This window comes from Parasphingorhabdus sp., assembly GCF_039977335.1.
Classification (GTDB): Bacteria; Pseudomonadota; Alphaproteobacteria; order Sphingomonadales; family Sphingomonadaceae; genus Parasphingorhabdus.
In genome coordinates, this window is sequence record NZ_JBDWDI010000001.1 from 765,066 (window position 1) to 790,659 (window position 25,594).

Sequence of the window (25,594 nt, forward strand, 5' to 3'; positions counted from 1 at the left end):
TCCAAAGTTCACACAATTCTCAACCCCTCGCGCGTCGGCGCAAAGAGGTATCAAATAAATATTCAAAGCTGAGAAAGAGCCTTGGAAATGATATCATAGGCGCGCAGATGTAGGAAAGCGTCCCGGCAAATCTGCTTTGTGGGGTGCTCTTAAATTCGACATTCAAAGCCTGCGCTTGGTCTAGGCTTCTTCCTCATCGTCTTTTTTGCCGAACAGGGTTGAAAATACTCCGAACAAGATCAGCAAGCCTGCCGGGTAAATACCCCACATATGTTTCCATCGTGAGAAGCTGTATCCTTCGGTCGGGTCCGAACCCAATGACTCTTTTAACTTGGACAATTCCGCTTCATTGAGCGGTAGATAGGAATAGCCGTCTTCTGTTTCGGTGTAGAGCACGAATGTGTCGGTCGCTGCCTCGGCCCAAAGCGGCACGGTAAAGAGGCTGGTTGATTCATACATATAACCAACGTCGACATAGCTGCCTTCAATCTGATACTCGTCTGTATCCGGGAGATCCTCGACCAGCGCTATTTCTTGATTGGTCGTTCCACGCTTCCTTGCTTCTGCTGGTTGCGCAACTGCAACCATCATAAAAACCCCAATAATCACAGTAAGATATCGCATGTATTCCCCCTTTTGAAGCGGCGACGATAGCTAGCCCATTGCCTGTGTAAGTGATGTACATCACAGGGAAGATATTTTATATTACGGGCACAGCGCATGATGCGATGTCTCGCCAGATTGCCGGGCTAAAAACGCTTTCTGAAACTCACTTCGACATAGCGCCCGATGGGGTCGATAAAGCCGGGCTGATAACTGAGCGGCACCAATCCATCACTATCGCGCACGTCCTGAATATCGTCGAAAACATTATCGATACGAAAGGCGATGCGGCTGCCTTTGAGAAACTTGAAACGCTCGGTCAGGTTGCCGCGATCATCGAGGTTGATGAAGGCGCGCAAGTTGAGCGTTGTCAGATCGGAGAAACGCAGGTCAGAGCTGGTGAGCCCGCCATCCACGCGTGTCGCGGTTTGATGCTCTGCCTGAACCCGAAAGCCGATGCCATTGTTGAACCAGCGTCCCTGCAGTTCAAATTCGTGGCGCGGTTGACCGCCGGTTGATCCAATCGCGGACCCGTCCAGCAAATCCAGTTCTTCGACACCGGGTCGGATCAATATCCGCTCATCCAGATGAACCGTGTGATAGGCGGATACGCGCCAGCGGCCGCCGCCACGCCCACCGGGTCTGCCACCACCGCGCGGCGGACCACCGGCTCGCGCGCTGGGTCTTCCCGCTTCGGACCGACCGGCCCCGGAACGCTCGCTGTCGGGCCCACCTTCTGGTGGCGGTCCATCGCTTGGGGGACGGGCATCATCGGGTGGCGGTCCGTCATCTCCGGCAACCGGCCTACCTGCACCCCTTACTCCACGACCCCCGCGTCGCTGGCCGAAGCGTTTGGAAAATTCGAGGCCATAGCGAATGCTCTCGCTGCGCACATTGCTGTAATTAACCGGACGCTGGTCAATCGCGATCAATCGGCCCGTCTCATCCCGCGTGACGCGGTCGGGGAAAGCCGCCTCAATTTCCTCGGTCAGCAGGGGAAAGTCGGAGGCGACATTTTCGCTATTGTTGCGAATATATTCGCCCAAAAATGTCATGCCATCCAACCATTCGGGGCTGTAATTGACCGCCAGCTTGATATCCCGCCGTTTCTCGGTTGGCAGGTTCAGATTGCCGCCGGTGGTAATGCTGGCCAGCACGGTTTCGCCATTGGTGAAATCAAAAGTGGTCACATTGGGGGTGATGATCACCGGATTGCCAAGCTGCTGGATGGTCGGCGCGGCTTCTTCACCAATGGCCGAGGCGGTGAAAACCAGGCCGTCAAGCGGTTCCCAGTTCAGGCCAAAACCAAATTCGACGAGACCGCCAAAATCGGACAGTTCGCTATATCCCAAATTGCCGTTGATCGACAGTTCCCCGATGGCCTCTGTCACGTCGATATTCTCGTCCGCTATTGGGATATCGATCGTGATTCCGGCGTTGAAATTATCCCGGCCCAGATTGCTGAGCGTGGTCAAACCATCGGTGGTATCCCGGCTGTCGAGATCCTCCCTGCTATAGCCGCCGCGCAAGGTCGTGGTCACCGAGCCGGAGGGCAGGGTGATCAGTGCGCCGGATATGGTCGCAAGGGATTCAAGCGTGTTGCTGACCGACCGTGCTTCATCGGTGATCGGGGCCGATAGCAATGCACCAAAGTCGGCAGCAAACGGGTCGGCTGTGCCTGCGTCAATCGCCGCCTGCAGGGCGCTGATATCGCCGCTATTATCGGTTTCGGTCTCGGTTTCTTCTCGCGCATAGTCAGCGGTCAACGACCAGCGCCAGCCGGACAGCATGCCGTTCAGCACCGCGCCGCCCTGAAACGTGTTGGTCTCAACGGTTTTGCGCAGCGGGCCAAATTGGGTGAAGTAGCGGAACAGGCTTTCGCCCGTCGCCGGAATGTCCAGTGTCCCACTGGGTAGTCCTAAAAGCGCAGGCGACCTGTCGTAAACATATCCGCCGTTGAGAGACAGCGACATGCCATTGGAAAAGGTGCGGCTGTAATTGCCGTTAAATTCAACCGTATCGGTTGGCGCGCTTAGCGTTCGGAAATTGCCCAGATTGACGAGGTCGCCTGCCTCGTCCTGAATGATATCGCGCTCTGCCTCGGTAATCGCGGTTTGCGTTTCATATTCAACGTTCAGGTTCAACCGGCTGTTCTCGCCAATGCGCGTGAAGGTGGATTCCAGTTCAGCCTTGCCCTGATCTCCGCGTGTCGGGACGCCATATTCGGCTTCGGCGCTTAATCCGGTATAATCATCCTGCAGGATGAAATTGATCACGCGTTCGTCCGGCGCATAGCCATATTGCAGGGCCAGCTCTTCCGGGAATACCTGGACGCTTTTGATCGCTTCCGGCGGCAAATCACGGATATCGCGAAAACCCGATGTGCGCTGGCCATTGATCAGCACAATCGGCCGCCCGCTGCCGCGCCCGCGGTTGGAACTGGTTTGCGAGCTTAGCTCTTCGACAAGGTCTTCAACAGACGATACGCCATAGCTGGCAATATCATCGGCATCGAGCTCGACAATCGGCGGAACTTCGGTGATCACGGACCCGCGCAGGCGTTCTGCCGTGACGATAATATCCTCGTTTTCGAGGTCGTCGTCATTGGATTGGGCGTAAGCAGGAATCGCGTTCATAAAGGAAAGGGCCAATAGGCTGGCCCCGAAAAATTTGGGAGAGGATTGGGTCATTACTATTGCTCTAACAACTCAGGCGTTGGGGGAAACATGTACAATTTGCCTTGCGGAGCGGTTGTCATCAATCAAATGTTTGTAATAATTTGTCGCAAGGCTTGGGCGGTGCGATTTGTAACCATGCAGCAAATCCTTCCCTTTTGCAGAGTTTGGGGTTATGGCGCACCGCAACACGTCGAAAAACCCACGAATCAACAGGGATGAAGTAAAGCCGGATGGCAAAAGAAGAACTATTAGAAATGAAGGGGATGATCCGCGAATTACTCCCCAACGCGATGTTCCGGGTCGAATTGGAAAATGGCCATGAAGTCCTTGGCCATACTGCTGGCAAGATGCGCAAAAACCGCATCCGTGTGCTGGTGGGCGACGAAGTGCTCGTTGAACTCACGCCTTATGACCTGACCAAAGGTCGTATCACCTATCGCTTCAAATAAGCCGGGTTTGCTGCCGTGGCGCGGCCTGATTAAATGAAATTGGTCCTTGCCTCATCCAGTCCGCGACGGCTGGAATTGCTTGGCCGGTTAGGGGTGAAACCTGACCGGATCGCTTCTCCTGACATTGATGAAACGCCACTAAAAGGCGAGTTGCCGCGCGACTATGTCATCCGCATGGCGCAGGAAAAGGCGGCGGCGGTTGCGCGCGAGGATGGCGAAGTCCTGATCGCTGGTGATACCATCGTTGCAGTGGGACGACGTATCCTCGGCAAGGCCGAAGATGATGCAGAGCAGCGCCAGTTTCTGAAACTCATGGGCGGGCGGCGACACCATACAATGTCAGCGGTATGCGTGATCGCGGCAGACGGAACCGCGCGGACGAACTTGTCGGACAGCATTATCAAGTTCAAGCGTTTCGAGGACAGCGAAATTGACGGGTATATCCGGTCCGGCGAAGGGCAGGGCAAAGCCGGTGGCTATGCCATTCAGGGGCTCGCCGAAGCCTTTGTGATTTCGATCAGCGGCAGTTTCAGCGGGATCATGGGATTGCCGCTCTATGAGACACGCAATCTGCTGATATCCTCGGGCTATCCTGTTGACTGATTTCAAAAATGGCTGGCTCTATGAGGCCGGTATCGGTGAAAACCGCGCTGCCCGCATTGTAGATGGCGAGTTAGTCGCTGTCCGGATCGAGCGCGAGCGGGTTGGCGCGCGATTGGGCGCCGTGGCCGATGCGCAATTTACAGAGCAATGGGTCGCTGGTCGATCGGGTATCGTGACGCTGGAAGCCGGCGAGCAATGCTTGCTGCAACCGCTGCCCAAAGGCCTGACCGAAGGTGCGAAGGTGCGCGTCGAAATTGTGCGTGAGGCTTTGGATGAAAAAGGCGGACAGGCGAAGCGGGCCAAGGCCAGACCATCAGAGGCTGGCAGCGCTCTGGCACAGGGCCCAAGCCTCTTGGACACCATCGAAGCAAGCGGAGAGCCGATCCGAAAGGTTCAGGCACATGAGCCGGATATACTGGCCAGCATGGGCTGGAACGAAGCAATCGAGCAAGCCGAGACCGGACGGATAGAATTTGACGGAGGCAGTCTGCTAATTTTCCTCACACCGGCGATGACGGTGATTGATGTGGACGGGCCGCTCAAGCCATTTGAATTGGCCAAACGCGCGGCGAAAGAGATTGCACTGGCGCTGACCCGATTGGATGTTGGCGGTTCCATTGGCGTCGATTTCCCGACCTTACAGGCCAAGGCAGAGCGGACAGAAGTCTGTGCGATATTTGGTCAACATATGACCGGCAATTGTGAACGGACGGCGATTAACGGCTTTGGCTTCATGCAGGTGGTCAGTCGCAAGACAGGCCCATCTGTTCTTGAAATTATGCAGGCAAATAAAGTGCTGAGCGCCACACTCGCGCTATTGCGTCAGGCGGAACGGACCCAAGGCACTGGTGCCATACAGCTCGACGTCCATCCCGCGGTCGCGGCGAAACTGAAGCATCGGGAGGGGTGGCTGGACATCTTGTCGAAGCGTACTGGTCGCAGTGTTTCGGTGGAGGCAAAAGGCGATATTGCAATCGCAGGTGGGCAGGTTACTTAATCCTCTCCCCTTGAGGGAGAGGAAACGGAGACTTGGCAGCTTGCTGCCCTAGTCGAGTTGGAGAGGGGGTCTGGCTTGGTGTATCCTCTCCTATCCCTCACCAAGATTTTCCAGCGAACAAGTTCGCAAGCAAATCTGTCCTCTCCCTCAAGGGGAGAGGATTTAGCCTCTCGTGGCTACACCCCTTGCAATTTATCAACCTCCTCTGCACAAGCCGTTCCATGACAGATATCATTCTCTATGACTATTGGCGCAGCTCCGCGAGCTACCGCGTGCGTATCGCGCTCAACCTAAAAGGCATTGCGTATAAATCGGCCAGTACCAATCTACTCGACGACAGCACCAAACAGGCCAATTATATTGCGCGTAATCCACAGGGTTTCATTCCGATGCTGCATATTGACGGGCAAGACCTGACCCAGTCGCTGGCGATTATCGATTATCTCGACGCGACGCACCCGGAGCCGCCAATGGTATCGAGCGATCCGCTGGAACGCAGCCGGACATTGGCACAGGCACTCGTCGTCGCTGCGGATATTCACCCGGTGAACAATCTTCGGATCATGAAATATCTCAAGAATGAAATGGGTCAGGATCAAGAGGCGATCAATATCTGGTATCGTAATTGGGTCAGCGAGGGCTTCAAGGCACTCGAAGCCATGGCACCGGAAGACGGTTTTTTCGGTGGTGATACCCCCAATTTGGCGGATGTCTGTCTCGTCCCGCAAATGTATAATGGCCGCCGATTTGAAACCGATATGACGGCTTTTCCAAAGCTTGTGCGAATAGACGCTGCATGCAATCAACTGGAGGCGTTTCAAAAAGCCGCCCCAGAAGCGGTAAAGGATCAATCATGAAAGTTGAAGGTGGCTGCTATTGCGGCGCGGTGCGCTACAAAGCCGAAGGCGAGCCGATGATGAAGACGGAATGTTTCTGCCGCGAGTGTCAATATATTACCGGTGGTGGCAATCTGCTCGTCATGGCAATGCCGGTGGAAGGTTTCGAACTGACCAAAGGCGCGGTAAAGGGCTTTACCCGCGATGATATCGAGCATGCTGTGACCCGTGAATTTTGCGACAATTGCGGCACGCATCTATTTACCCGCGCGCCAGGTTTTGCAGCGGGCGTGATCATCAAAGTGGGATCATTGGATGACCCCAGCGTCTTCGGCAAAGCCGACAGCGCCAATTATGTCTGCGATGCGCAGCCTTATCACCGATTGCCGGACGACATGCCGGTGAACCAGAAGTGGATGCATAGTTAAATCATGAAAAAATCAATTTTGGCGTTGCCGTTGATAGCGCCCGTTTGTCTTGTCAGTGCCCCGGCTATGGCGGAGTCTGCCGCAGATTCAGCCGTAGTGGCTGAAGAAGGAATTACCGTCACTGGCTTACCGCTGCCGGATGCGGATGATGCCTATAGCACCATCGTAATCGAGCTGGACGAAGAGGCGCGCATTGAGAATGTATTGCGCACGATTCCCGGTCTTCAGCAATTCCGCCGTTCTGATGCGCGTTCTGCCAATCCCACCAGTCAGGGGATTACGATCCGCGGCCTTGGCGGCAACGCCTCTTCGCGTGCTGTCCTGTTGCTTGATGGTGTTCCGCAAGCTGATCCCTTTGGCGGCTGGGTGGCATGGCCCGGCTATGACGCGCTGGCGCTTGGTTCTGCACGGGTCACACGTGGTGGCGGCAGCGGCACCGAAGGGTCCGGAGCGATTGCCGGAACCATCGAACTATTCAGCAAAGATGTCGGCAATCTGATCGAACTGGGAGCGGCTTATGGCAGCCGCAACAGTGTCGACGCGGACCTGCTATTCGGCCGCGAACTGGGGCAGGGGCAGCTGACTATCTCCGCCAATTATGCACGCGGCGACGGCTTTACACCGATTATCGAAAGCCAGCGGGGCGATGTGGATCGTCAGGCGGAATATGAACAGGCCGGTATTGCCGTGCGCTATGTGGCTCCGCTGACCGACAATACCGAATTGCAGGCCAATGTCCGCGCTTTCACCGATGATCGCGAACGCGGCTTTGCGTTTAGTGAAAATCATAATGATGGTGCAGATGCCAGCATCCGGCTGGTCAACCGGTCTGATACGGGTTGGCAATGGTCGGCATTGGGCTATGTCCAGATCCGCAATTTCGACGCGAGCTTTGGCGGTGTCGCCGCTGATCGCAATAGCGTGAACCGGGTTTTTGAGCAGTTTAATGTGCCCTCGACGGGACTGGGTGCGAGGTTTGAAGTGCGCCCCCCCGTTGGAGATAATGTCGAACTGCGGATAGGCGGCGACTGGCGCCGGACGGAAGGGGAAACCAATGAAAATTTCTTCTTCCTCGACGACGACACGCCGCGCCGCAGCCGAAACGCTGGTGGCTCGACAGCCACTTATGGCGCCTTTGTAGAGGGCAGTGTGCAGGCGACCGAAGCCCTTACACTGACAGGTGGCGGGCGCATTGACTTTTGGACCATTGATGATGGTTTCCGCAAAGAGATTGAACTGATCAATCCCTTTCCGGGCTCCGTGCGAACCGACGCGCAATTCGCCAATCGTGATGGTACCGAATTTACCGCGCGCGGCGGCTTTGCATTTGCCGCGACCGATCAATTGACCTTGCGCGGGGCCGCCTATCTCGGCTGGCGTTTGCCGACATTGAACGAACTATTCCGTCCGTTTCGCGTTGGCCCGGATGCAACGGCGGCAAACGAGCTGCTGGAACCGGAGCGTGTGAAAGGCGCTGAACTGGGATTTGATTGGAATAGCGAAACTGTCTCTATAGGCATTACCGCTTTCTATAACGAGTTGGATGATGCCGTCGCCAATGTCACGCTTGACAGCGGACCGGGATTGTTCCCCGGCGTAGGTTTCGTCTCTGGGGCAGGGGTTTTCCGCCAGCGCCAAAATCTGGATTCCATTGAGTCTAAAGGGATTGAAATCGACACCGAATTTGATCTGGGTAGCCTGGTGAACAATTTGTCGGCGCGCGCGGCCTACTCCTATGTTGATGCCAAAGTAAATGCTTCTGGCGATGCTGTTGCCGTTGATGGACTGCGGCCAGCACAGATACCGGAGCACAATGCTTCCGCGAGCCTTCTTTGGGAGCAGGAAAATGGCACCGGTGCTTCTGTCTCGCTGCGCTATATTGGCAATCAGTTTGAGGATGACCAGAATACACGGCGCTTGGATGATGCTTTCACTGTCGATGGCCGTCTGGCTTTTGCAGTGAATGATCGTCTGTTGGTCGAAGGGCGGGTTGAAAATCTGTTTGATGCGCGGGTAGAGACTGCGATTAGTAGCAGCAATATTATCGAGCGTGCATTTCCAAGGACATTTTGGATTGGACTTCGCACTAAAATTGAATAAATATTACTTATGACAACAAATCTTGACGATTTCATTCCCTATCAATTGTCCACTGCGTCCAATGCGGTGAGTGACCTGATTTCCAATGAATATAAGAGCCGCTTCGGGCTGAAAATCCCGGAATGGCGAGTGATGGCGGTCTTGGGCAGTCGCGGTGCCTCGACCCAGCGGCATCTTGTCGAAGCGACCCTGATGGACAAGGTGACGGTCAATCGTGCGGTGAAAACTCTGGTCGATCGGGAATTGCTCGACCGTAGTCCGAATAATGCTGATGGTCGCTCGCATCATCTGGTGTTGAGCGGGACGGGCCGGGATCTTTATGATCAGATCATGCCCGCGGCTGAAGCAATGGAAAAGAAGATCATGACAGTCCTGACCGCTGATGATCGGCGGCAATTGTCGGCGATGCTAGCGAAAGTCAAACAGTCTGCGGATGATATTGCGGCTGGTTGAACAAGCTGATTGAAATATCTTAGGCAAAAAAAGAGCGGCTGTTGAAGGCCGCTCTTTTGCTTTGAGGTTCGCGATCTTCGCTACAACATTGTATCCGAGATCGAGCAGGCCGCAGGGCCCAAGATCACGATGAATAGCGTTGGCAGAATGAATAGAATCAACGGGATCGTCATAATCGCGGGAAGACGGGCCGCTTTTTCTTCGGCACGCATCATCCGGTCGTTACGGAATTCAGCCGACAACACGCGCAACGCAGATGCTAGCGGCGTACCATATTTCTCGGTCTGGATCATGGTTGTAACCACGCCTTTGACATGCTCCAAAGCCACGCGATAGGCGAGGTTCTCGAAGGCTTGTCGACGTTCTGTAAGGAAACCCAGTTCAATCGATGTCAGCGAAAATTCGTCCGCCAGCTCGGGATAGGCGTCACCGAGTTCCTTGGCAACACGTGCAAAGGCGGCGTCAACGGTAAGGCCAGCTTCGGCACAAATAACCAACAAATCGATCGCATCAGGCAAGCCTTTACGGATCAAGTCTGTCCGTTTGGCTATGATGTTGTTGAGATACACATCAGCTGCTTTGTAACCCGCGATGCAAGCGACGGCAAAAGCACCAAATCTTTTGACCGGAGTCCAGTCTGGAAAATATTCAAAGCCATATATAGCTAAGGCAGCGCCGCCACCGAAGACAATCGGCAATACCATTCGACTGAAAATAACCGCGTAAGCCAAGTCTTTTGAACGGATACCGGCCTGTGCCAGTTTCTGTTGCGATTCTTTAAGCTGATCATCCTGCAAGACTTTGAGGCTTGATAGCATACCGCGCATACGGTCTGTCGTATCATTTTGCTGGATGAGCTTAGCGCGTTTTTTGGTGGTCGAAGCGGAAATACCGGCTTTGAGCTGCTCGCGCCGTTCATTGAGTGACTTTACCCGCTTTGCCATCGGATCGCGCACCGTGACCGCTGTATATATAGCGAATATCACAGCAACTGTCGCGACGGCAGCCAGCAAGGTTGCCACCCAAAGCACATCTATTCCCAGTAATGTTGGACCGTCAACTTGGGTCATTGCATCATACCTTCAGCTTAGATTTCAAAGTTGACCATTTTGGCCATGATGAACACACCAATGCTCATCCAGGTCAGGCCGCCCAGCCCTGCGATAATCAGACGCTCTTCGTAAAAGAACCCCGCAAGGTAGGTAGGATTAACCGACCAAACCAATGCGAAGACGATAAATGGCAAGGAACCAACGATATAGGCCGATGCTTTCGATTCCGATGACATCGCCTTAATTTTCAATTTCATCTGGCCACGTTTACGCAGTACATCTGCCAAGTTGGCCAAAGTTTCCGCGAGGTTACCACCAGTTTCACGCTGGATGGCCAAAGTGATGCAGAAAAACTTGAATTCGGCCGTATCGAGGCGTTTCGCGCTTTCGCCCAATGAATCTTCCATTGTGCGGCCAATTTTAATCCGGTCTACAACTTTGGCAAATTCTTCGCCAACAGGACCATCAATTTCTTTTGCGACAACACCAATAGTCTCTGTGACCGGTAGACCGGATCGCAGACCGCGCACCAAAAGCTCAATCGCGTCGGGAAAGGCAGCAGTAAATTTGCTCACACGCATACTGATGAGAACGCCCACAATCATATGAGGGAGACCAAAACCAATCGCCATGCCGCCGAAGAGACAGAGCAGGATTGGAGCTCCCTGGAAGAAAAGCCCTGCAGCCAAGATTAAAGCGAGACCGCCACAAACCGTGAAAAACTGTTTGATGGTCCACTCACGGCCGGTCCGATCCAAGCGGATAGCAAGCATATCCATCTTCGACAGCGTTTCGCCAGTTGGACGATGATTTTTCCGGCGGGCTGTGACCGCCTTCTTCATCTGTGCTTCCATCTTGGCGTTCGTGCTTTCCGAGTGACGGAAACGCACTTTATCCAATCGTTTTGCCTTTGCTGCGGCCTCGGAAGGACCAGCAAAAGCGAAAACGACGAGCATCAGGAATATCAAAACTCCGCCGGCAAGTATGGCTGTTTGCATCATATCCATTAGGTGCGTCCTCGCATTTTAGAAAGAAACAGCTGTCGCATCACGATTTGGATGCTTCAGCTTCCTTCTTTTTCTTTGAAGGCAAGAGCGACTTCACGCCGCCAAATTTATCCATCAAAGATTTTTTCGCTTTGTCCTCGCCTTCCTCGCCTTCGTCTTCGACGGTTCCGAGAATAAATTCGGACAAGGCAACAATTTTAGCGGTTGCTTTGCTGGACTTGCCAGCTTCCACAAAGGCTTGGCCCAATTTTGCCGCATGCGCAGCCGCTTTAGGGTCAGCTGGGATGACAATGTCGATTTTACGTTCAATCGAATTCTCAAAATCCTGTCGGGAAATCTCTTGATTGCCGGACTGAACTTTATTGGCGACAACAATCACCTTACTCTGTGCGGCATGTGATTTCAGCCAAGACAGCAGGCGAATAGCGTCGCGTGCAGAAGCCAGTGTCAATTCTGTGACAATAACGGTTGCATTTACGTCGCCCAAGAGATGCGGATAACTGATCAGCATTTCGCGCGGCAAATCTATCACCGTACATTCAAAAGCAGCCCGAAATTCTTCCTGAAGTTGGAAGAAGGCCGTTCCGTCCGTCATCATAGGCGAATTGATTGGCGCTTCTGCAGACAACAGGGACAGCTTCTCATTCGCCTTGATCATGGCACGTTCGATGAACAGGCCGTCAATCCGGCTGGGATTGTCGATCGCGTCGGTTAAGCCGCGACCTGGTTCCAGATCAAGCGCCAGAGCACCGGTTCCAAAATGAACATCCAGATCCAGCAACGCTGTCAGGCGTTCTTTTTCCTGACTGAGGAGCCAGGCCAGAGAAGTCGCAACCGTTGATGCGCCAACGCCGCCACGGGTTCCGATAACCGCCGTCGAAACATGCGGTTTTTCACTTCCGGTTTCTTCACTCTTCGGCGCGTTCAAGACAGCTTGTGCCTGACCGAGGACATCGCGCAATTGTTCGGGGCTGAATGGTTTCAGCAAATAGTCCTGAAGGCCGCTGACGATCAAATCGCGATAGAGGCGAACATCGTTGACCTGGCCCATCGCGATAACGACGGTGCCTGGCTCGCAGACTTCCGCAAGAGAATTAATGTCGGCCAGCGGATCGCCTGATTCTGACAAGTCGACCAGTAGGATATTAGGGCTCGCAGCAACAGAAAGCGATTGTACCGCATTGCGCAGTCCACCTTTATGGCATTTGTCAACGGGCCATCCCATTTCTTCGACGACAGGGCGCAAGAGATCTAGCGTATCATCGTCGCATACGAAGGCTGAGAAAGGATCACGTCCGTTCACGGCACCGGGTTTCCAGGGAGCGTTCATTATAGGCCTCCAGCTTGTTTGGCTTTATCACGATAGGCGCGGATGGCTTTCGATGCCTCCGCTTGATCTTCCCCATTGCGGGACTTACCGCGGACAAGGTCTTCGGGATCGGCAATCATGGCTGCCATCGTGCTGTTAATACCGCAGCCGTAATTTTCACTAGTACGCGCCTGAAAATCGGTATGGCTGCGATTGCTCCAGTCCGGGCAACCAGGAACCTCAGCGATAGAGCGTGATACAATAACGCGCATCGCCCCGCTTGGAACATTGCCCTCGGTTACGGGTGCGAGCTCGCTAACCAACAATCCTTTTTGTGCAGCCAGTGCCTCAACAGCACCGCGCGCAGATGCGCTGGCATTATAGCTGGGATCATCGATCGAGACACGGTCTCCATAACCCAGTCCCAGTGCGTCAAGCCAACCGCCAAGGCGCTCTAGCTCGCCGGAGGATAAAGACCCAGATCCAGCAGTGTTGACATCCAATACAAAATTGGTGCGTGTAACAACGGGTTGCCGCTCACTATAAACTGTTCGGTTGGCGGTATTGGCACCGCATGCAGCAACGGAAAGTCCGAGAGCGGTTACAAGTGCTGTAGAAACAAAACGCATGATGTATTCTCCTAAAACGGACTATTTATCGAAGCTGAAACCGGGAGCAGCGCCACCAGATTTTTTCGATTTCTTTGCGGTTTTACCAGTCGCTGGAGCCGAGAGGCTGCTCAGAGCAGGACCGGAAGCGACAGGCGGTGCAACCGATGGTTTTGGACGATCGCCCGTACCGTTTGAACTGTGCCGGTTCATAATCAACCGCTCAAAATCATTGGCTTGTTTGAACCCGTCTGTTGGCAAGACAATGTCCCTATCGCTGACCGGTTTGACCAGATATGGGGTGACAACGATCATCAGCTCGGTTTCGTTTTTCCGATAGCCATCAGATTTGAACAGATTGCCGAGGATAGGCACATCAGCCAGTCCCGGAGTCTTATCGATGGTTGAGCTGTAGTTATTTTGCATCAGCCCAGCGATCATGAAACTTTCGCCAGAACCCAGTTCGACGGTCGTTTCCGCTTCCCGGGTAGAGATGGCTGGAATTTCAAAGCCGTTCAAACGGACAGCGCCATTTGCTGATATATCAGATACGCTTGGCTTGACCCTAATCGAAATCCGTCCATTAGATAATACCGTTGGCGTATAAGAAAGCTCAACACCAAAGCTTTGGTAGGTGACACTAACTTCGCCGAAACCGGATGATTGGGGTATCGGAAAGCGTCCACCAGCCAAGAAGCTGGCAGTTTCACCAGAAATCGTGGTCAGGTTGGGCGACGCCAATGTAGTGACCAAACCAATGCGTTCGGATACGTCCAGTGCGGTAGCAATATCTAGACCAAAAAGGCGGCCTGCGGCTTGAATAGAGTCCAAACCAGTTGCTTGGTTAAAGTTAAATGCGGTGCCGCCCTGGGTAACAAACTGGCCCGTTGCCGTGTTAAAAGGCAAGGAAATGGACCCAGCAGGCAAACCAAACAGATTGGATGCATCCAGGGTCGGGAAGCCGCTTGTATCAAAATCCGTAATCGAACCAAAGTTCCGGCCCCGCGCAACACCAAATTGGAACCCGCTGGTAGAATCACGCGTCAACAGATTGCCATTGATATTTTTGGCTAGTGAACGGCTAACTTCAGCAAACCGCACCTTCAAGTTGACTTGCATGGGGGTTGCCGTTTTTAGGCGACTGACGACCGTAGTGCCTTCGCCACCTGCGCCATCACCAACATAAGCTCTTACCAGGTTTTCGGCTTCTTCCGCATCATCTGGGTTCGCGATAGTTCCGGTCAACAAAACGAAATTATTATTGGAGCTGACCGTAATCTTTGCATCCGGCATTGCCAGAGCAAGCATTTGATCAATAGAGGATATCTCTGCCCCTACAGATACTTCTGCGGAATATACAACTTTTCCGGACCGGCTGGTTGCATAAAAGCTGGTCTGTCCACCGGTTTTACCAAAGATATAGATTTGGCGCGGTGAGCGGACTTGCACATCGGCAATCCTGCTCTCGGCGATAAAAATATCTTCAATAGGTGCAGGCAATGTGATCAGCTTGCCGCGACCGACGGCAACCGTTACACGGGATTGCGGTGCGGAAACCTTGACCGATTGTGCGTTAAGCGGTGTAGTGCTGTTCGCGGTTACAGCTAAGGCTAGAACCGCAGCAACTGCTGTACCCATTGTTTTTTTGATTGAAATATCGTTCATCAACCGGCTCTGTTTTGCATGTTGCGTGGACATTATTTGTCTCCAAACTTAACTTCGTTGACGGAGTTACCGCGTGCAACTCGGACTTTTGGTCCTTCGGGTTGTTCTGCGATAGGTGGCGTGCGTGCTTCAAAGCGCGACACTTCTCCGCCGGTTGAAAATGTTGATTTTTTGGCATTTGGCCGTGTTGCCAGAGACTTGATCATTGCTGCTTCTTCAGCAGGATCATCTGTTTTCGGCAGCGTGATTTCGCCTGATGCGATAGCCTCTTCCAGTTCAGCTGTGCTATCTGCCAGCGAACGGAGAGAGAGGCTCAAGGTACCCAAAGTCTGTGCTACCGCTACTTTCTCAGCAATTTTCGGCGTTGCTTCCAGTGTGACCAATTTGGTCTTGGTTGCAACGGCTTGACCAGCCTCGTTGACAGTCTGTGTCACACGATTGTCGGTAGCCAAAACACGGACATTGCGAATGACTGTTTCAGAAACTTGCATTTCTGGACCATCACCGACGACTTTTTGCGTGAGCATCAGGTCAACACGGTCGCCAGGGAATACAAATCCTGCAACACCGGTTAATCCAGATACCGGGATTGTTACAGCACGCATACCAGGGCTAAGCGCCGCAGCAAGAAATCCGCGATCGCCAGGGCTTACAATGGCGCCCTTGGTTAGCGGTTGGCCTGCCGTAATGGCATTGCGAACCACTGTTCCGTTCAGGGCTTCAATATCTGTGCCCTCTTTCTGGAAATAAGCTTCCTCAACCAGATCTTCAGGCCAAGGCTGAAAGCTGAAAGCGTCAGGTGTAATGATTGTACCGACGGGCAGAGCGCGTGAAGCCACCAGGACTTCTTCACCGAGTACCTCGACCTTCTTCGCTTCTGCCTGAGGTGCGCTCGCACCGGTGAACATGCTTCTTGCGAGCAATGCTGTGACTACAGCCACAACCAATGCACCGACTAGCAATATAAGTTTCTTTTTGTCCATGACGTCTTACGCCTCCTGAATGCCCCACCCAAATCGATCACCCTGAAACGATCCGTTGGCGGTAAATTTCTCTTTCAAGTAAAATGGTTAAAATATCGTTCGCTAATTATCCAAAGCCCCGCAAATGATATGGCGACTCCGTACGGGACCTTTACTGGACCCTCAGTTTTTTGGATTTTCTTAGCTGTTATCATTAACAACGTAAGCACACCGCCAGCGATCGACATGATCACCAGCATCTGAATTAAAGTGAGCCAATGGAGCCACAACGCAATGGCTGTCAGGAGTTTGACGTCCCCGCCACCCATCGCGCCAATGGCAAACATTCCGGCAAATATGGTAAACACGACCGTAGCGATGCCGATTTGCCACACCATGTCGGGCCAGAAAGTCATGTCGCTGGCAATCCAAAATAGTGGTGCGCCGAGCGCAATGGCCAAATTCAGCTTGTTTGAAATGTGACGGCTCCTGATATCGGTAATGGCCGCCACAATCAGTGCAATTGCCAATCCGCCCCAGAGCAAGTAGATGAGTTGTTCCCCGTTCATGGGAAACAGCTTTAAGAAAAATGCCTTACCAAATAGTAACCATGATGACCGGAGCCCATTGTTGAGTCGATCAAACCCGCCTTTATTTGATCGACGATCCATTCCCAAAGACGCCAAAGAGCTGGAATGGCACGCCCCTGACGGTTGGGCGATCCGACAATTTGAGTGGACACAATCCTGTAAAGAAAATCGCGGTTCGATATTATTTATGACCGGCCGGGCGGATTTTTACGAAAAATATGTTGAGACGTTTAACGATTTTCACGCAGCCGGATGGAATGTGACATCACCCGATTGGCGCGGGCAGGGTGGTTCTGGCCGCTGTGGTCCGCATCCTCATGTCGGGCATATTGATGATTTCGCCACATGGGTTGATGATCTGCGGGCCTTTTATCCGGATTGGCGCGCCAGCCATCCCGGTCCGCATATCGTTATTGGTCACAGCATGGGCGGACATCTGGTCGCCCGCGCGCTGGCGGAACAGCGCATCTATCCCGACGCCGTTATTTTAAGCGCGCCAATGCTGGCGCCGGCGGGCGGCGGAATGCCGGAATGGACGGCCTATTTACTGTCCAAGATTATCTGCGCTTTTGGCAGGGAAAAGCGCCGCGCCTGGAAAGTCAGTGAGAAACCGTTGGAACCAGAAGTTTTGCGGCAAGGCTTGTTAACCCACGATGCGGATCGTTATTCAGACGAGTTTTTCTGGTTTGGCGAGCGGCCCTTTGTGCGTCTGGGGCCAGCCAGCTGGCGCTGGGTGGAGCGGGCCTATGGCTCGACCCGACATCTGAGAAACCGAAAGCATCTGGAGGCTGTGGACATACCGATATTGATGCTTGCAACGGCGACGGATGAGCTGGTTGATCATGCGACCATAGAACGGGCGCTGCATCTCTTGCCTCGGGCTGAGATGAAATTATTTGGCAAAGAATGTGCGCATGAGATTTACCGGGAAGCCGATCCCGTGCGGAATGAAGCCTTGCAGGCCAGTTTTGAATTTCTGGATAGAGTGGCACCTTTGAAATGAGTTTTTTCCCTTCATGAACCAATATGATGTTGCGATAATCGGAGCCGGAATAGCGGGCGCAAGCATTGCTTCGGAAATTGCCGATCAACGGTCAGTGGTCATGCTGGAAGCGGAAGATCAACCCGGTTATCACAGTACCGGCCGATCTGCTGCTTTCTGGACAGAGACCTATGGTGGTCCGCAAGTGCAACCGCTGACAACGGCGTCTTATGGTTTTTTGAGTGATCCAGATTTCACGTTTTCTGAGGCTAGCTTCCTGATGAAGCGTCGGGCAATTAATATTGCGCGTTCCGACGAACAGCTTTTGGTGGATCAGTTTATTGCTGAATTTGCTGAAAGCGGAGTCGCCATGACCCCGTGGAGCAAAAACGAAATCGGCGAAGTTGTGCCCAATCTAAAGCCGGGTTGGGACCACGCGGTATATGAGCCCGATTGCTGCGATATTGACGTGGCGGGTCTTCACATGGCGTATTTACGTGATGCAAAGCGTAAAGGTGCGACACTTTTATGCCGAATGCGGGTAGAGAAGATTGCGCGCGAGAACGGTGTGTGGGCTATCCATAGTGGCGGTGAAACTGTTCATGCCAAACAAATCATCAACGCGGCTGGCGCTTGGGCAGCGGAGGTATCAGCACTGGCCGGAGCGCTGCCGATCGATATTCAGCCGATGCGCAGAACGATGGTGCAATTGCAAACGGATCCGGAGTCGTCACCGGAGATGCCGCTTGTGGTGGCGCTGGACGGAAGTTTCTATTTCAAACCCGAAGCAGGCGGCAGCTATTGGCTTAGTCCGCATGACGAAACACCGGTGCCAGCTGGAGATGTTGCGCCAGAGGAATGGGATGTGGCTCTGGCGATTGACCGGTTTCAGTCGATAATGGATGTTGAAATTCGGAGCGTGAATCGCAAATGGGCGGGCCTGCGCAGCTTTTCGCCTGACAGGCTGCCGGTTTATGGATTTGACCCCAAGCAACCGGACTTTTTCTGGTTTGCGGGTCAAGGTGGTTTCGGCATTCAAACCGCTCCGGCAGCGGCCAAATTGGCTAGGTCGATTTTTCTGGATGTGGAGCGCGAGCCATCCGTACGATCGCTTGAAGCGGCTTTATATGATCCCGTTCGTTTCGCCCATTGAGCAGATTTAAATATTTGCCGTTGCGTTCAACGCTTTAAGACGCAATAAATCGGAAGTCCGATGGGGACCGATAAAGGCCAGCATAGGCCGAAAAAGGAGAGCCGAAAAATGGCGCATAAATTTGAGATCTATAAAGATAAAAAAGGCGAGTTCCGGGTTCGCTTCAAACATAATAGCGAAATCATGTTCTCGACCGAGGGTTATGCAAGCAAGGCTAGCGCCAAAAATGCGATCGCTTCGATCATTAAAAATGGTCCTGGTGCTGACGTTGAAGATAATAGCTAAGGCTACCCAACAAGTTTAAGCGTTGTCCCGGTTGATGCCGGGATGACGCATTTTGCTTCCTAGAAGCCGGCGGCCACATTTAAGGCCGCGTCGCTTGCCAGCATATCGGCTCGCTCATTGTCAGCATCACCGGCATGACCCTTTACCCAATGCCATTCTATGTCGTGACGTTTCACCGCCTCGAGCAGGTCTTGCCATAGGTCCGCATTTTTCACCGGCTTTTTGGCCGCCGTGCGCCAACCATTTTTCTGCCAGTTAAATACCCATTGTGTGATGCCGTCTTTCACATAGGTGCTGTCGATGGATAGTTTCACCTTGCAAGGCCGCTTCAATGCGTTGAGCGCTTCGATGGCCGCACGCAATTCCATGCGGTTATTGGTCGTTTCGGGCTCGCCGCCGGAAATTTCCTTTTCTTTGTCACCAAAGCGAATCAATGCGCCCCAGCCACCTGGACCAGGATTGCCTTTACATGCGCCATCTGTGGCGATTTCGACGTAAGAAAGATCGCTCATGCTTTGAAAATATCCGGATTGTCCTGATAAAATTTCAGGCGATTAAGAAAGGCCGTTGGGTCTTTGCGAGTCACCAATGCGTCGGCGGGGGTATTGATCCAGTCGTAGGCGCGGGTGAGCATGAAGCGCAGTGCTGCGCCGCGCGCCAGTATCGGGAGAGCCAAGCGCTCGTTTCTACCAAGATCAAATGTTTCGCGATAGCCTTCCAGAAGGGCTGACGAGACTGCCGCATCAAAATGTGCACCATCTTCCGAAAAACACCACGCAGTATGGGTTATTGCAAAATCATAGGCCCGGATATCGGTGCAGGAAAAATAAAAGTCGATCAGGCCAGTGACCTGATCATCTAGCATCAGCACATTGTCCGGAAATAGATCGGCGTGAATGACGGATTGGGGTAGATCATCCGGCCAATGGGCATCAAGATGATCTAGCTCGGCTTCCACCAGATCATGCAAACCGGATGCAATGGCATCGAGATTATCGGGGCCGCAGTCCTTTGCCAATTGCCGCCACGTATCATGGTTCATGCTGTTGGGCCGCGTACCCGTGAAATCCCGCAGGGCATCGTGCATATTACCTAGGGCACGTCCTGTCGCCTGGGCCTGTGCCGCTGTTGGCACAGTCACGGAAATGCCGGGAAGAAACTTGATGAGGCAAGCCGATCGGCCGCACAATTCCTGTATTTTGACCCCGTTTCGATCAGCAATCATCGGCGGGATGGGGCATTTTTTGGCGGCAAGATGGTCCAGCATCGCAATGAAGAAGGGCAAGTCATTCGGATCAACGCGCTTTTCGTAGAGCGTTAAAATGAAGCGGTCCTCAGTTGTCTCTATAAGATAGTTACTATTCTCGACGCCTTCGGCAATGCCTTTGGCAGAGACAAGCGTACCGACATCAAAACGGGTCAGAAAGGCATCAATCTCTTCTGCGCTGACCTTGGTGTAGACTGCCATTAGGCGGTTTCTAGTCCGCGCGGGAGTTTAAAGACCATACGTTCGTCGGTGGTTTCTACTTTCTGCTCGTCGACGATAAAATGTTCTTCCAGCCGGTTGACGACTTCCCGTACCAATATCTCTGGTGCTGACGCTCCGGCGGTCAGACCCAACGTGCTGACGCCTTCCATCCACGCTAGATCAATCTCATCGGCGCGCTGAATCAGATAGGAATCTGTCCCTTCCCGTTCGGCCACTTCCACCAGTCGCAGGCTATTGGAGCTGTTGGGTGCGCCAATGACGAGTACAAGGTCGCAGGCTTTCGCGATGCTCTTGACGGCTTCCTGACGGTTCGAAGTCGCGTAGCAAATATCCTCGCCTTTTGGACCGACAATGGATGGAAAGCGAGCTTGCAGGGCTTCGACTATGGCTCTCGTGTCATCGACTGACAGAGTTGTCTGGGTCAGAAATGATAATTTGTCCGGATCGGCAGGATCGAGCGCGGCGACATCCTCAACCGTTTCAACCAATGTCATCTTCCCATCGTCCACCTGCCCGAATGTCCCGATGACCTCAGGATGATTCTCGTGACCGACAAAAATAATATGCCGCCCGGCCTCTACCTGACGTTCTGCCTGACGGTGCACTTTGGATACGAGCGGGCAGGTGGCGTCGAGATATTCCAGTCCGCGTTCTTCCGCTTTGTGGGGTACCGCTTTCGGGACACCATGAGCAGAAAATACCACCGGAACACCATCCGGCACTTCATCCAGTTCCTCGACAAAAATTGCGCCAAGCTTCTTCAATTCATCGACAACATAGCGATTATGGACGATTTCATGGCGAACATAGACCGGCGCACCATATTTTTCGATCGCCAGTTCGACAATTTTTATTGCCCGATCGACGCCTGCACAAAAGCCGCGCGGGGCGGCTACAAGCAAGCTTATGCGGGGTTTTTCTGATTTCTGCTGATTCATAATCAAAGCCTTAGTGAAAAACGGGGGCGGCGAAAAGCCTGTCTGTTCATCCTATGGATGGTTGCGCGCTCTTAAAGGCATAGATAAGGGTTTCCAAACCCTGAACAAGGACGCAGATCATATCTGCGTGAAATGGGACTAAAGGCAAGGAATAGGCATGATATTCAACGGGCGTTTCAACAAGCTGCTATTGACGGGTGTAACGGTTTTGGCACTGGCGGGCTGTGCCAAGGATGGCGCGCTCGACATCAGTTCCGGTGTTGGCATCAGTGTTACGCGAACAGGTTGTCCTGCAGTTGCCATTCCTGATCATACAGGGGATGTTACGGTCTTTGACCCTGCGGGTAGCACCGATGCCAGTGCAATTGATGTGGTAGCCAATATCACCAATCTCCGCTCCACCTGTAATAGTGAAGGCGCGCGCATTTACTCTGAGGCCACTTTTGATGTTTACGCTATCCGTTCTCGTCCCAATGGTGCGCGGACGGTTACGGTGCCGTATTTCTCGACTGTGGTGCAGGGCGGCACTGCCGTTATCGCCAAGCGCGTCAAAAATGTGACACTGACTTTTGCTGACGGACAATATCGGGCCTCTGCATCAGGTAAGGCAGGTTCCTATGTGGACGCCGCAGCTGCGCGTTTGCCAGAAGATGTGATTGAAAAAATTACCCGCCGCAGAAAACCTGGAGATCCGGACGCTGCGTTGGACCCGCTGGCAGATCCAGCGGTGCGTGCAGCAGTTGCGCGATCAACCTTTGAGCTTTTGGTCGGATTTCAGCTGACCCCAGAGCAGCTACAATATAACGCGACCCGATAAGGCTTTCAGGTTATATGTAATTTTTGGCTCGGCAGGTTCGGGCTCTGTAATCTATTGAAAATTGGGGTGAAGCGATGCTGTTTGATATTTTTCAGCAACATATAGATAAAGCTTTGGATGATCTGGTGGCCAGCGGAGACTTGCCCGCCGATCTGGATCGCAAGAATGTAACGCTGGAACCGCCGCGCGATCCGTCGCATGGCGATCTATCGACCAATGCTGCGATGGTGTTGTCAAAGGCGGCGGGTCAAAAGCCACGTGATTTGGCGGAAAAAATTGCCGATCGGCTGGTTGTTCTGGATGATGTCAAGACTGCGGAAATGGCTGGGCCAGGTTTCATAAATCTACGGGTTAGTGATGCTATCCTCATTGCAGAACTAAGAGAAATCCAAACATTGGGTGCCGATTATGGTCGCTCAACCAAAGGGCAGGGCGTCACCGTCAATGTCGAATATGTCTCTGCCAACCCCACTGGCCCCATGCATATGGGCCATTGCCGGGGCGCAGTGGTTGGCGATGCGCTGGCCGATTTGCTTGAGTTTATCGGGCATAAAGTGATCCGCGAATATTATGTGAATGATGCCGGTGCGCAGGTCGATATTCTCGCTGAATCTGTGCATATCCGTTACCGGGAAGCGCTCGGCGAAACGATTTTGGCAATTCCCGAAGGCCTTTATCCCGGAGACTATCTGAAACCCGTGGGCTGGGCGCTGGCGCAGCAATATGGCGATAAATATGTTGATGCGCCGATTGATGACTGGCTTCCGATCTTCCGTAAGGCAGCGGTTGCTGGCATGATGGACATGATCCGGGCTGATCTGGAACTGCTGGGTATCAAACATGATGTTTTCTCGTCTGAAGCGGAATTGCATGAGGCCGGTAAGGCAGATGCTGCCGAGGCCGAACTGCGGTCGCGTGATCTGGTTTATGACGGTGTGCTGGAAAAACCCAAGGGCAAAACCATAGATGACTGGGAAGCGGTGGAACTGCCGCTATTCCGGTCCACCCAATTTGGCGATGATCAGGATCGCCCGATCAAGAAATCCAATGGTCGTTGGACTTATTTCGGTGGCGATCTCGCTTACCATTTTCAGAAAGCCCAGAATGCGGATGAGCTGATTGACATTTGGGGCGCCGATCATTCCGGCACCGTGAAACGGATTAAGGCGGCTGTGGCGGCGCTGACCGAGGGAAAAACCAAATTCGACGTCAAGCTGGTTCAGATGGTCCGGTTGCTGCGCGACGGCGAGCCTGAAAAAATGTCGAAGCGTTCCGGAAACTTCGTCACCATTGCCGACATGGTGGAGGAAGTCGGCAAGGAAGCGGTGCGTTTTACCATGCTGACCCGCAAGGCCGACGCGCAAATGGACTTTGATTTTGCCAAGGTAACCGAGGCGTCACGCGACAATCCGGTATTCTATGTGCAATATGCCCATGCGCGGATTCAATCGACGCTGCGCAAGGCGGCCGCTGAAGAAAATATCGAACCTTCAGCGGAACATCTTGGCAAGCTGGGTGCTGAAGAATTGAACCTGATCAAGCAAGCGGCCCAATTCCCGCGGATCGTCGAATCGGCCGCAGCTAATCGCGAACCGCACCGGGTTGCCTTCTATCTCAATGACCTAGCGGCGGCCTTTCATGCCTTTTGGAACATGGGCAATGATCGGCCTGAGATGCGGATTATCATGGTTAATGATCCTGCCATGACATCCGCTAGGCTTTTCTTAGCTAAATATTTAGGGCAAGTAATTAAGAACGGTCTCGCGCTGATGGGGGTTAGCGCCGCTGACAAAATGTGAGCGTTCAAAATTACTGTGGGGTTTGAGTATGTCTGATGTGAATAGCGATAGTCTGGACCTGGACGATGAAAACCGTCTGCCATGGCTTGAATCGGCGGAAGATTATGATGGTGAGGACGAATATTCTCCCATTCGCGTCGCTTTGTTCGTTGGTCTTGCGATTGCTTTGCTCGCGGCCATCGTCGGCGGCATATATTGGATGCAAAATCGTGATGCAGGCGGGTTGAGCGGCGATGGCACGCTGATCGCTGCGCAAGAGGGCGACTATAAGGTGCGTCCCGACGACCCGCAGGCCAAACAATTTGAAGGCGAAGGTGATGCCAGTTTCGCCGCTAGCCAAGGGCAGGAAACGCCCGGAAAACTGGGTACTGCTGCCCCGGTTGAAGCGCCCATCAGAAAGGCTGCTCCGACGACACCAGGTAGTGCGATGATCCAGCTGGGCGCGTTTAGCTCATCCGGTCAGGCTGATCGTGCCTGGTCCGGTTTTTCCCGGCGCTTTGCCGATATTGGCGCTTTGCCGAAGAAAATCGTTCAGGGCACTGTCGAAGGCGGTACAATTTATCGCCTGAATGCGGTGGCTCCGGATGTTTCTGCTGCACAGAAAGTGTGCAACGGCCTGAAAGCGGCTGGCGAAAGCTGCATTGTTGTCCCTCAATAAGGACTAAAAAGCCGTAAGAACGGGGGAAGCGCTGTGGATAACGGCGCTTTCCGCTTTACCGGTCTGTCAATTGTGCGCATGATGCCAAGGTGGTATTTTGCGCGGGATTGGGTAGAGTTAGATCATGACACCAGCAGTTTTTGGCATGTCGGGGCTGAGTTTGACGTCCGACGAAAAGGCGTTTTTTAAAGAGTCCGACCCTGCCGGCTATATTATTTTCGGCCGCAATATCGATAGCAAGGACCAACTGCGGGCGCTTACCGATGAATTGCGCACGCTGCATGGGCGCGATGATCTTGCCATATTAATTGATCAGGAAGGTGGCCGCGTCGCCCGGATGAAGGAACCGATCTGGCCGAAATTCCCCGCCGGCGAAGTATTTGACAAGCTTTATGATATTGCCCCGGCCACCGCGATTGAGGCGGCTCGACTTAATGCACAGGCGATTGCAACGAGCCTGAATGAAGTCGGTATCACGGTAGACTGTCTGCCGCTTCTGGATGTCCGCCAGCCGGATGCGAATAATGTCATTGGCGACCGGGCATTGGGCAGCGAACCGATGCGGGTTGCTGCTCTCGGCCGAGCGATATTGGACGGGCTGCAGCGCGGCGGTGTCGTTGGCGTGGTAAAGCATATGCCGGGCCATGGCCGTACCAGCGTCGATACACATAAGGCGCTACCAACTGTTACTGCAAGTGACGAAGAACTGGAGATGGATCTGGCGCCGTTTAAGACGCTCAAAGACGCACCTATGGGGATGACCGGCCATTTGCTGTTCACGGCTTGGGACGCGGAGGTGCCGTCAACACTCTCGAAAACGGTGGTGCAGGATATTATTCGCGACCGGATCGGTTTTGATGGGCTGTTGTTTACAGATGATCTGGACATGGAAGCCTTGTCGGACTCTGTGCCTGAACGCGCCGTTCGAGCGCAGGAGGCAGGCTGCGACATTGCGCTAAATTGCTGGGCAAAAATGGATGATATGACCGGCATCGTAGAGGGCATGACCGATATGACGCCCAAAACCCGTCAGCGGTTGGATGATGCGATGGCAACCATAGCCGAAACCGATGACGGCCCGGATTTGCAAGAATTGGTAGCCCGGCGTGATGAATTGTTGGCGGCGGCCTGAT

At 53.3% G+C, this 25,594-nt stretch carries 26 protein-coding genes; 14 read left to right on the forward strand and 12 right to left on the reverse strand.

Features of this window, described 5'->3' with window-relative positions; genetic code table 11:
- Positions 1 to 180: 180 nt before the first annotated feature.
- Positions 181 to 624, reverse strand: a complete 444-nt coding sequence (locus ABJM21_RS03555; RefSeq protein WP_348302775.1) for a hypothetical protein — start codon at positions 622 to 624, stop codon at positions 181 to 183.
- Positions 625 to 749: 125 nt separating this feature from the next.
- Positions 750 to 3,293, reverse strand: a complete 2,544-nt coding sequence (locus ABJM21_RS03560; protein WP_348302774.1) for a hypothetical protein — start codon at positions 3,291 to 3,293, stop codon at positions 750 to 752.
- Positions 3,294 to 3,511: 218 nt separating this feature from the next.
- Between ABJM21_RS03560 and infA the strand changes: the two genes are divergently transcribed.
- From infA to ABJM21_RS03595, 7 genes are all read left to right on the forward strand, one after another.
- Complete coding sequence (gene infA, locus ABJM21_RS03565) at positions 3,512 to 3,730, forward strand: translation initiation factor IF-1 (RefSeq protein WP_108810762.1); 219 nt, start codon at positions 3,512 to 3,514, stop codon at positions 3,728 to 3,730.
- Between the two features lie 33 nt (positions 3,731 to 3,763).
- Positions 3,764 to 4,333, forward strand: a complete 570-nt coding sequence (locus tag ABJM21_RS03570; RefSeq protein ID WP_348302773.1) for a nucleoside triphosphate pyrophosphatase — start codon at positions 3,764 to 3,766, stop codon at positions 4,331 to 4,333.
- Entirely contained in the window at positions 4,326 to 5,330 is a 1,005-nt protein-coding gene (locus ABJM21_RS03575) for a ribonuclease E/G (protein WP_348302772.1), read from the forward strand. Before ABJM21_RS03570 ends, ABJM21_RS03575 begins: the two co-directional genes overlap by 8 nt.
- Positions 5,331 to 5,551: 221 nt before the next feature.
- Complete coding sequence (maiA, locus tag ABJM21_RS03580; protein WP_348302771.1) at positions 5,552 to 6,187, forward strand: maleylacetoacetate isomerase; 636 nt, start codon at positions 5,552 to 5,554, stop codon at positions 6,185 to 6,187.
- Complete coding sequence (locus tag ABJM21_RS03585) at positions 6,184 to 6,594, forward strand: GFA family protein (protein ID WP_348302770.1); 411 nt, start codon at positions 6,184 to 6,186, stop codon at positions 6,592 to 6,594. Before maiA ends, ABJM21_RS03585 begins: the two co-directional genes overlap by 4 nt.
- A gap of 3 nt (positions 6,595 to 6,597) precedes the next feature.
- Positions 6,598 to 8,694 carry a TonB-dependent receptor gene (locus ABJM21_RS03590; RefSeq protein WP_348302769.1) on the forward strand — a complete coding sequence of 699 codons (2,097 nt, stop codon included), beginning with the start codon at positions 6,598 to 6,600 and terminating at the stop codon, positions 8,692 to 8,694.
- Positions 8,695 to 8,703: 9 nt separating this feature from the next.
- Positions 8,704 to 9,147: a MarR family winged helix-turn-helix transcriptional regulator gene (locus ABJM21_RS03595; protein WP_348302768.1), complete on the forward strand. Its 444-nt coding sequence runs from the start codon at positions 8,704 to 8,706 to the stop codon at positions 9,145 to 9,147.
- Positions 9,148 to 9,227: 80 nt separating this feature from the next.
- On the opposite strand, the gene ABJM21_RS03600 is transcribed toward ABJM21_RS03595, so the two are convergent.
- The 7 genes from ABJM21_RS03600 to ABJM21_RS03630 all read right to left on the reverse strand — a co-directional run bounded on the left by ABJM21_RS03600 (position 9,228) and on the right by ABJM21_RS03630 (position 16,319).
- On the reverse strand, positions 9,228 to 10,217 hold the full coding sequence (locus ABJM21_RS03600) for a type II secretion system F family protein (protein WP_348302767.1): 990 nt from the start codon (positions 10,215 to 10,217) through the stop codon (positions 9,228 to 9,230).
- Between the two features lie 17 nt (positions 10,218 to 10,234).
- A complete protein-coding gene (locus ABJM21_RS03605) occupies positions 10,235 to 11,206 on the reverse strand; it encodes a type II secretion system F family protein (protein ID WP_348302766.1) in 972 nt (323 codons plus the stop codon).
- Positions 11,207 to 11,246: 40 nt separating this feature from the next.
- Positions 11,247 to 12,536: a pilus assembly protein CpaE gene (locus tag ABJM21_RS03610; protein ID WP_348302765.1), complete on the reverse strand. Its 1,290-nt coding sequence runs from the start codon at positions 12,534 to 12,536 to the stop codon at positions 11,247 to 11,249.
- Positions 12,536 to 13,144, reverse strand: coding sequence for a CpaD family pilus assembly protein (locus tag ABJM21_RS03615; RefSeq protein ID WP_348302764.1), 609 nt, complete (start codon positions 13,142 to 13,144; stop codon positions 12,536 to 12,538). Before ABJM21_RS03615 ends, ABJM21_RS03610 begins: the two co-directional genes overlap by 1 nt.
- 21 nt (positions 13,145 to 13,165) lie before the next feature.
- Positions 13,166 to 14,821, reverse strand: coding sequence for a type II and III secretion system protein family protein (locus ABJM21_RS03620; protein ID WP_348302763.1), 1,656 nt, complete (start codon positions 14,819 to 14,821; stop codon positions 13,166 to 13,168).
- Positions 14,821 to 15,771 carry a Flp pilus assembly protein CpaB gene (gene cpaB, locus ABJM21_RS03625; protein ID WP_348302762.1) on the reverse strand — a complete coding sequence of 317 codons (951 nt, stop codon included), beginning with the start codon at positions 15,769 to 15,771 and terminating at the stop codon, positions 14,821 to 14,823. Before cpaB ends, ABJM21_RS03620 begins: the two co-directional genes overlap by 1 nt.
- Positions 15,772 to 15,845: 74 nt before the next feature.
- On the reverse strand, positions 15,846 to 16,319 hold the full coding sequence (locus tag ABJM21_RS03630) for a prepilin peptidase (RefSeq protein WP_348302761.1): 474 nt from the start codon (positions 16,317 to 16,319) through the stop codon (positions 15,846 to 15,848).
- Positions 16,320 to 16,380: 61 nt separating this feature from the next.
- Here ABJM21_RS03630 and ABJM21_RS03635 point away from each other — a divergent pair, with 61 nt between their 5' ends.
- The 3 genes from ABJM21_RS03635 (at position 16,381) to ABJM21_RS03645 (ending at position 18,760) form a co-directional block, all read left to right on the forward strand.
- Positions 16,381 to 17,343 (forward strand): alpha/beta hydrolase, encoded by a 963-nt coding sequence (locus ABJM21_RS03635; RefSeq protein ID WP_348302760.1) that lies wholly within the window; start codon positions 16,381 to 16,383, stop codon positions 17,341 to 17,343.
- A 13-nt stretch (positions 17,344 to 17,356) separates the two neighbouring features.
- A complete protein-coding gene (locus ABJM21_RS03640) occupies positions 17,357 to 18,475 on the forward strand; it encodes an FAD-dependent oxidoreductase (protein ID WP_348302759.1) in 1,119 nt (372 codons plus the stop codon).
- 108 nt (positions 18,476 to 18,583) lie between these two features.
- Complete coding sequence (locus ABJM21_RS03645) at positions 18,584 to 18,760, forward strand: DUF1508 domain-containing protein (protein ID WP_348302758.1); 177 nt, start codon at positions 18,584 to 18,586, stop codon at positions 18,758 to 18,760.
- A gap of 59 nt (positions 18,761 to 18,819) precedes the next feature.
- On the opposite strand, the gene rnhA is transcribed toward ABJM21_RS03645, so the two are convergent.
- Genes rnhA through ispH form a run of 3 tightly spaced genes read right to left on the reverse strand, consistent with a single transcriptional unit; the run spans position 18,820 to position 21,187 of the window.
- Positions 18,820 to 19,272 (reverse strand): ribonuclease HI, encoded by a 453-nt coding sequence (rnhA, locus tag ABJM21_RS03650; RefSeq protein ID WP_348302757.1) that lies wholly within the window; start codon positions 19,270 to 19,272, stop codon positions 18,820 to 18,822.
- Entirely contained in the window at positions 19,269 to 20,228 is a 960-nt protein-coding gene (gene thrB / locus ABJM21_RS03655; protein ID WP_348302756.1) for a homoserine kinase, read from the reverse strand. The genes rnhA and thrB overlap by 4 nt, the downstream gene beginning before the upstream one ends.
- Positions 20,228 to 21,187: a 4-hydroxy-3-methylbut-2-enyl diphosphate reductase gene (gene ispH / locus ABJM21_RS03660; RefSeq protein WP_348302755.1), complete on the reverse strand. Its 960-nt coding sequence runs from the start codon at positions 21,185 to 21,187 to the stop codon at positions 20,228 to 20,230. The genes thrB and ispH overlap by 1 nt, the downstream gene beginning before the upstream one ends.
- 157 nt (positions 21,188 to 21,344) lie before the next feature.
- Here ispH and ABJM21_RS03665 point away from each other — a divergent pair, with 157 nt between their 5' ends.
- The 4 genes from ABJM21_RS03665 (at position 21,345) to nagZ (ending at position 25,593) form a co-directional block, all read left to right on the forward strand.
- The gene (locus ABJM21_RS03665; protein ID WP_348302754.1) at positions 21,345 to 22,004 is read left to right on the forward strand and encodes a hypothetical protein; all 660 of its coding nucleotides are present in this window, start codon (positions 21,345 to 21,347) and stop codon (positions 22,002 to 22,004) included.
- A 74-nt stretch (positions 22,005 to 22,078) separates the two neighbouring features.
- Positions 22,079 to 23,803 (forward strand): arginine--tRNA ligase, encoded by a 1,725-nt coding sequence (gene argS, locus ABJM21_RS03670; protein ID WP_348302753.1) that lies wholly within the window; start codon positions 22,079 to 22,081, stop codon positions 23,801 to 23,803.
- 28 nt (positions 23,804 to 23,831) lie between these two features.
- A complete protein-coding gene (locus ABJM21_RS03675; RefSeq protein WP_348302752.1) occupies positions 23,832 to 24,461 on the forward strand; it encodes an SPOR domain-containing protein in 630 nt (209 codons plus the stop codon).
- A gap of 124 nt (positions 24,462 to 24,585) precedes the next feature.
- Positions 24,586 to 25,593 carry a beta-N-acetylhexosaminidase gene (gene nagZ, locus ABJM21_RS03680; protein WP_348302751.1) on the forward strand — a complete coding sequence of 336 codons (1,008 nt, stop codon included), beginning with the start codon at positions 24,586 to 24,588 and terminating at the stop codon, positions 25,591 to 25,593.
- The last annotated feature ends 1 nt before the right edge of the window (position 25,594 follow it).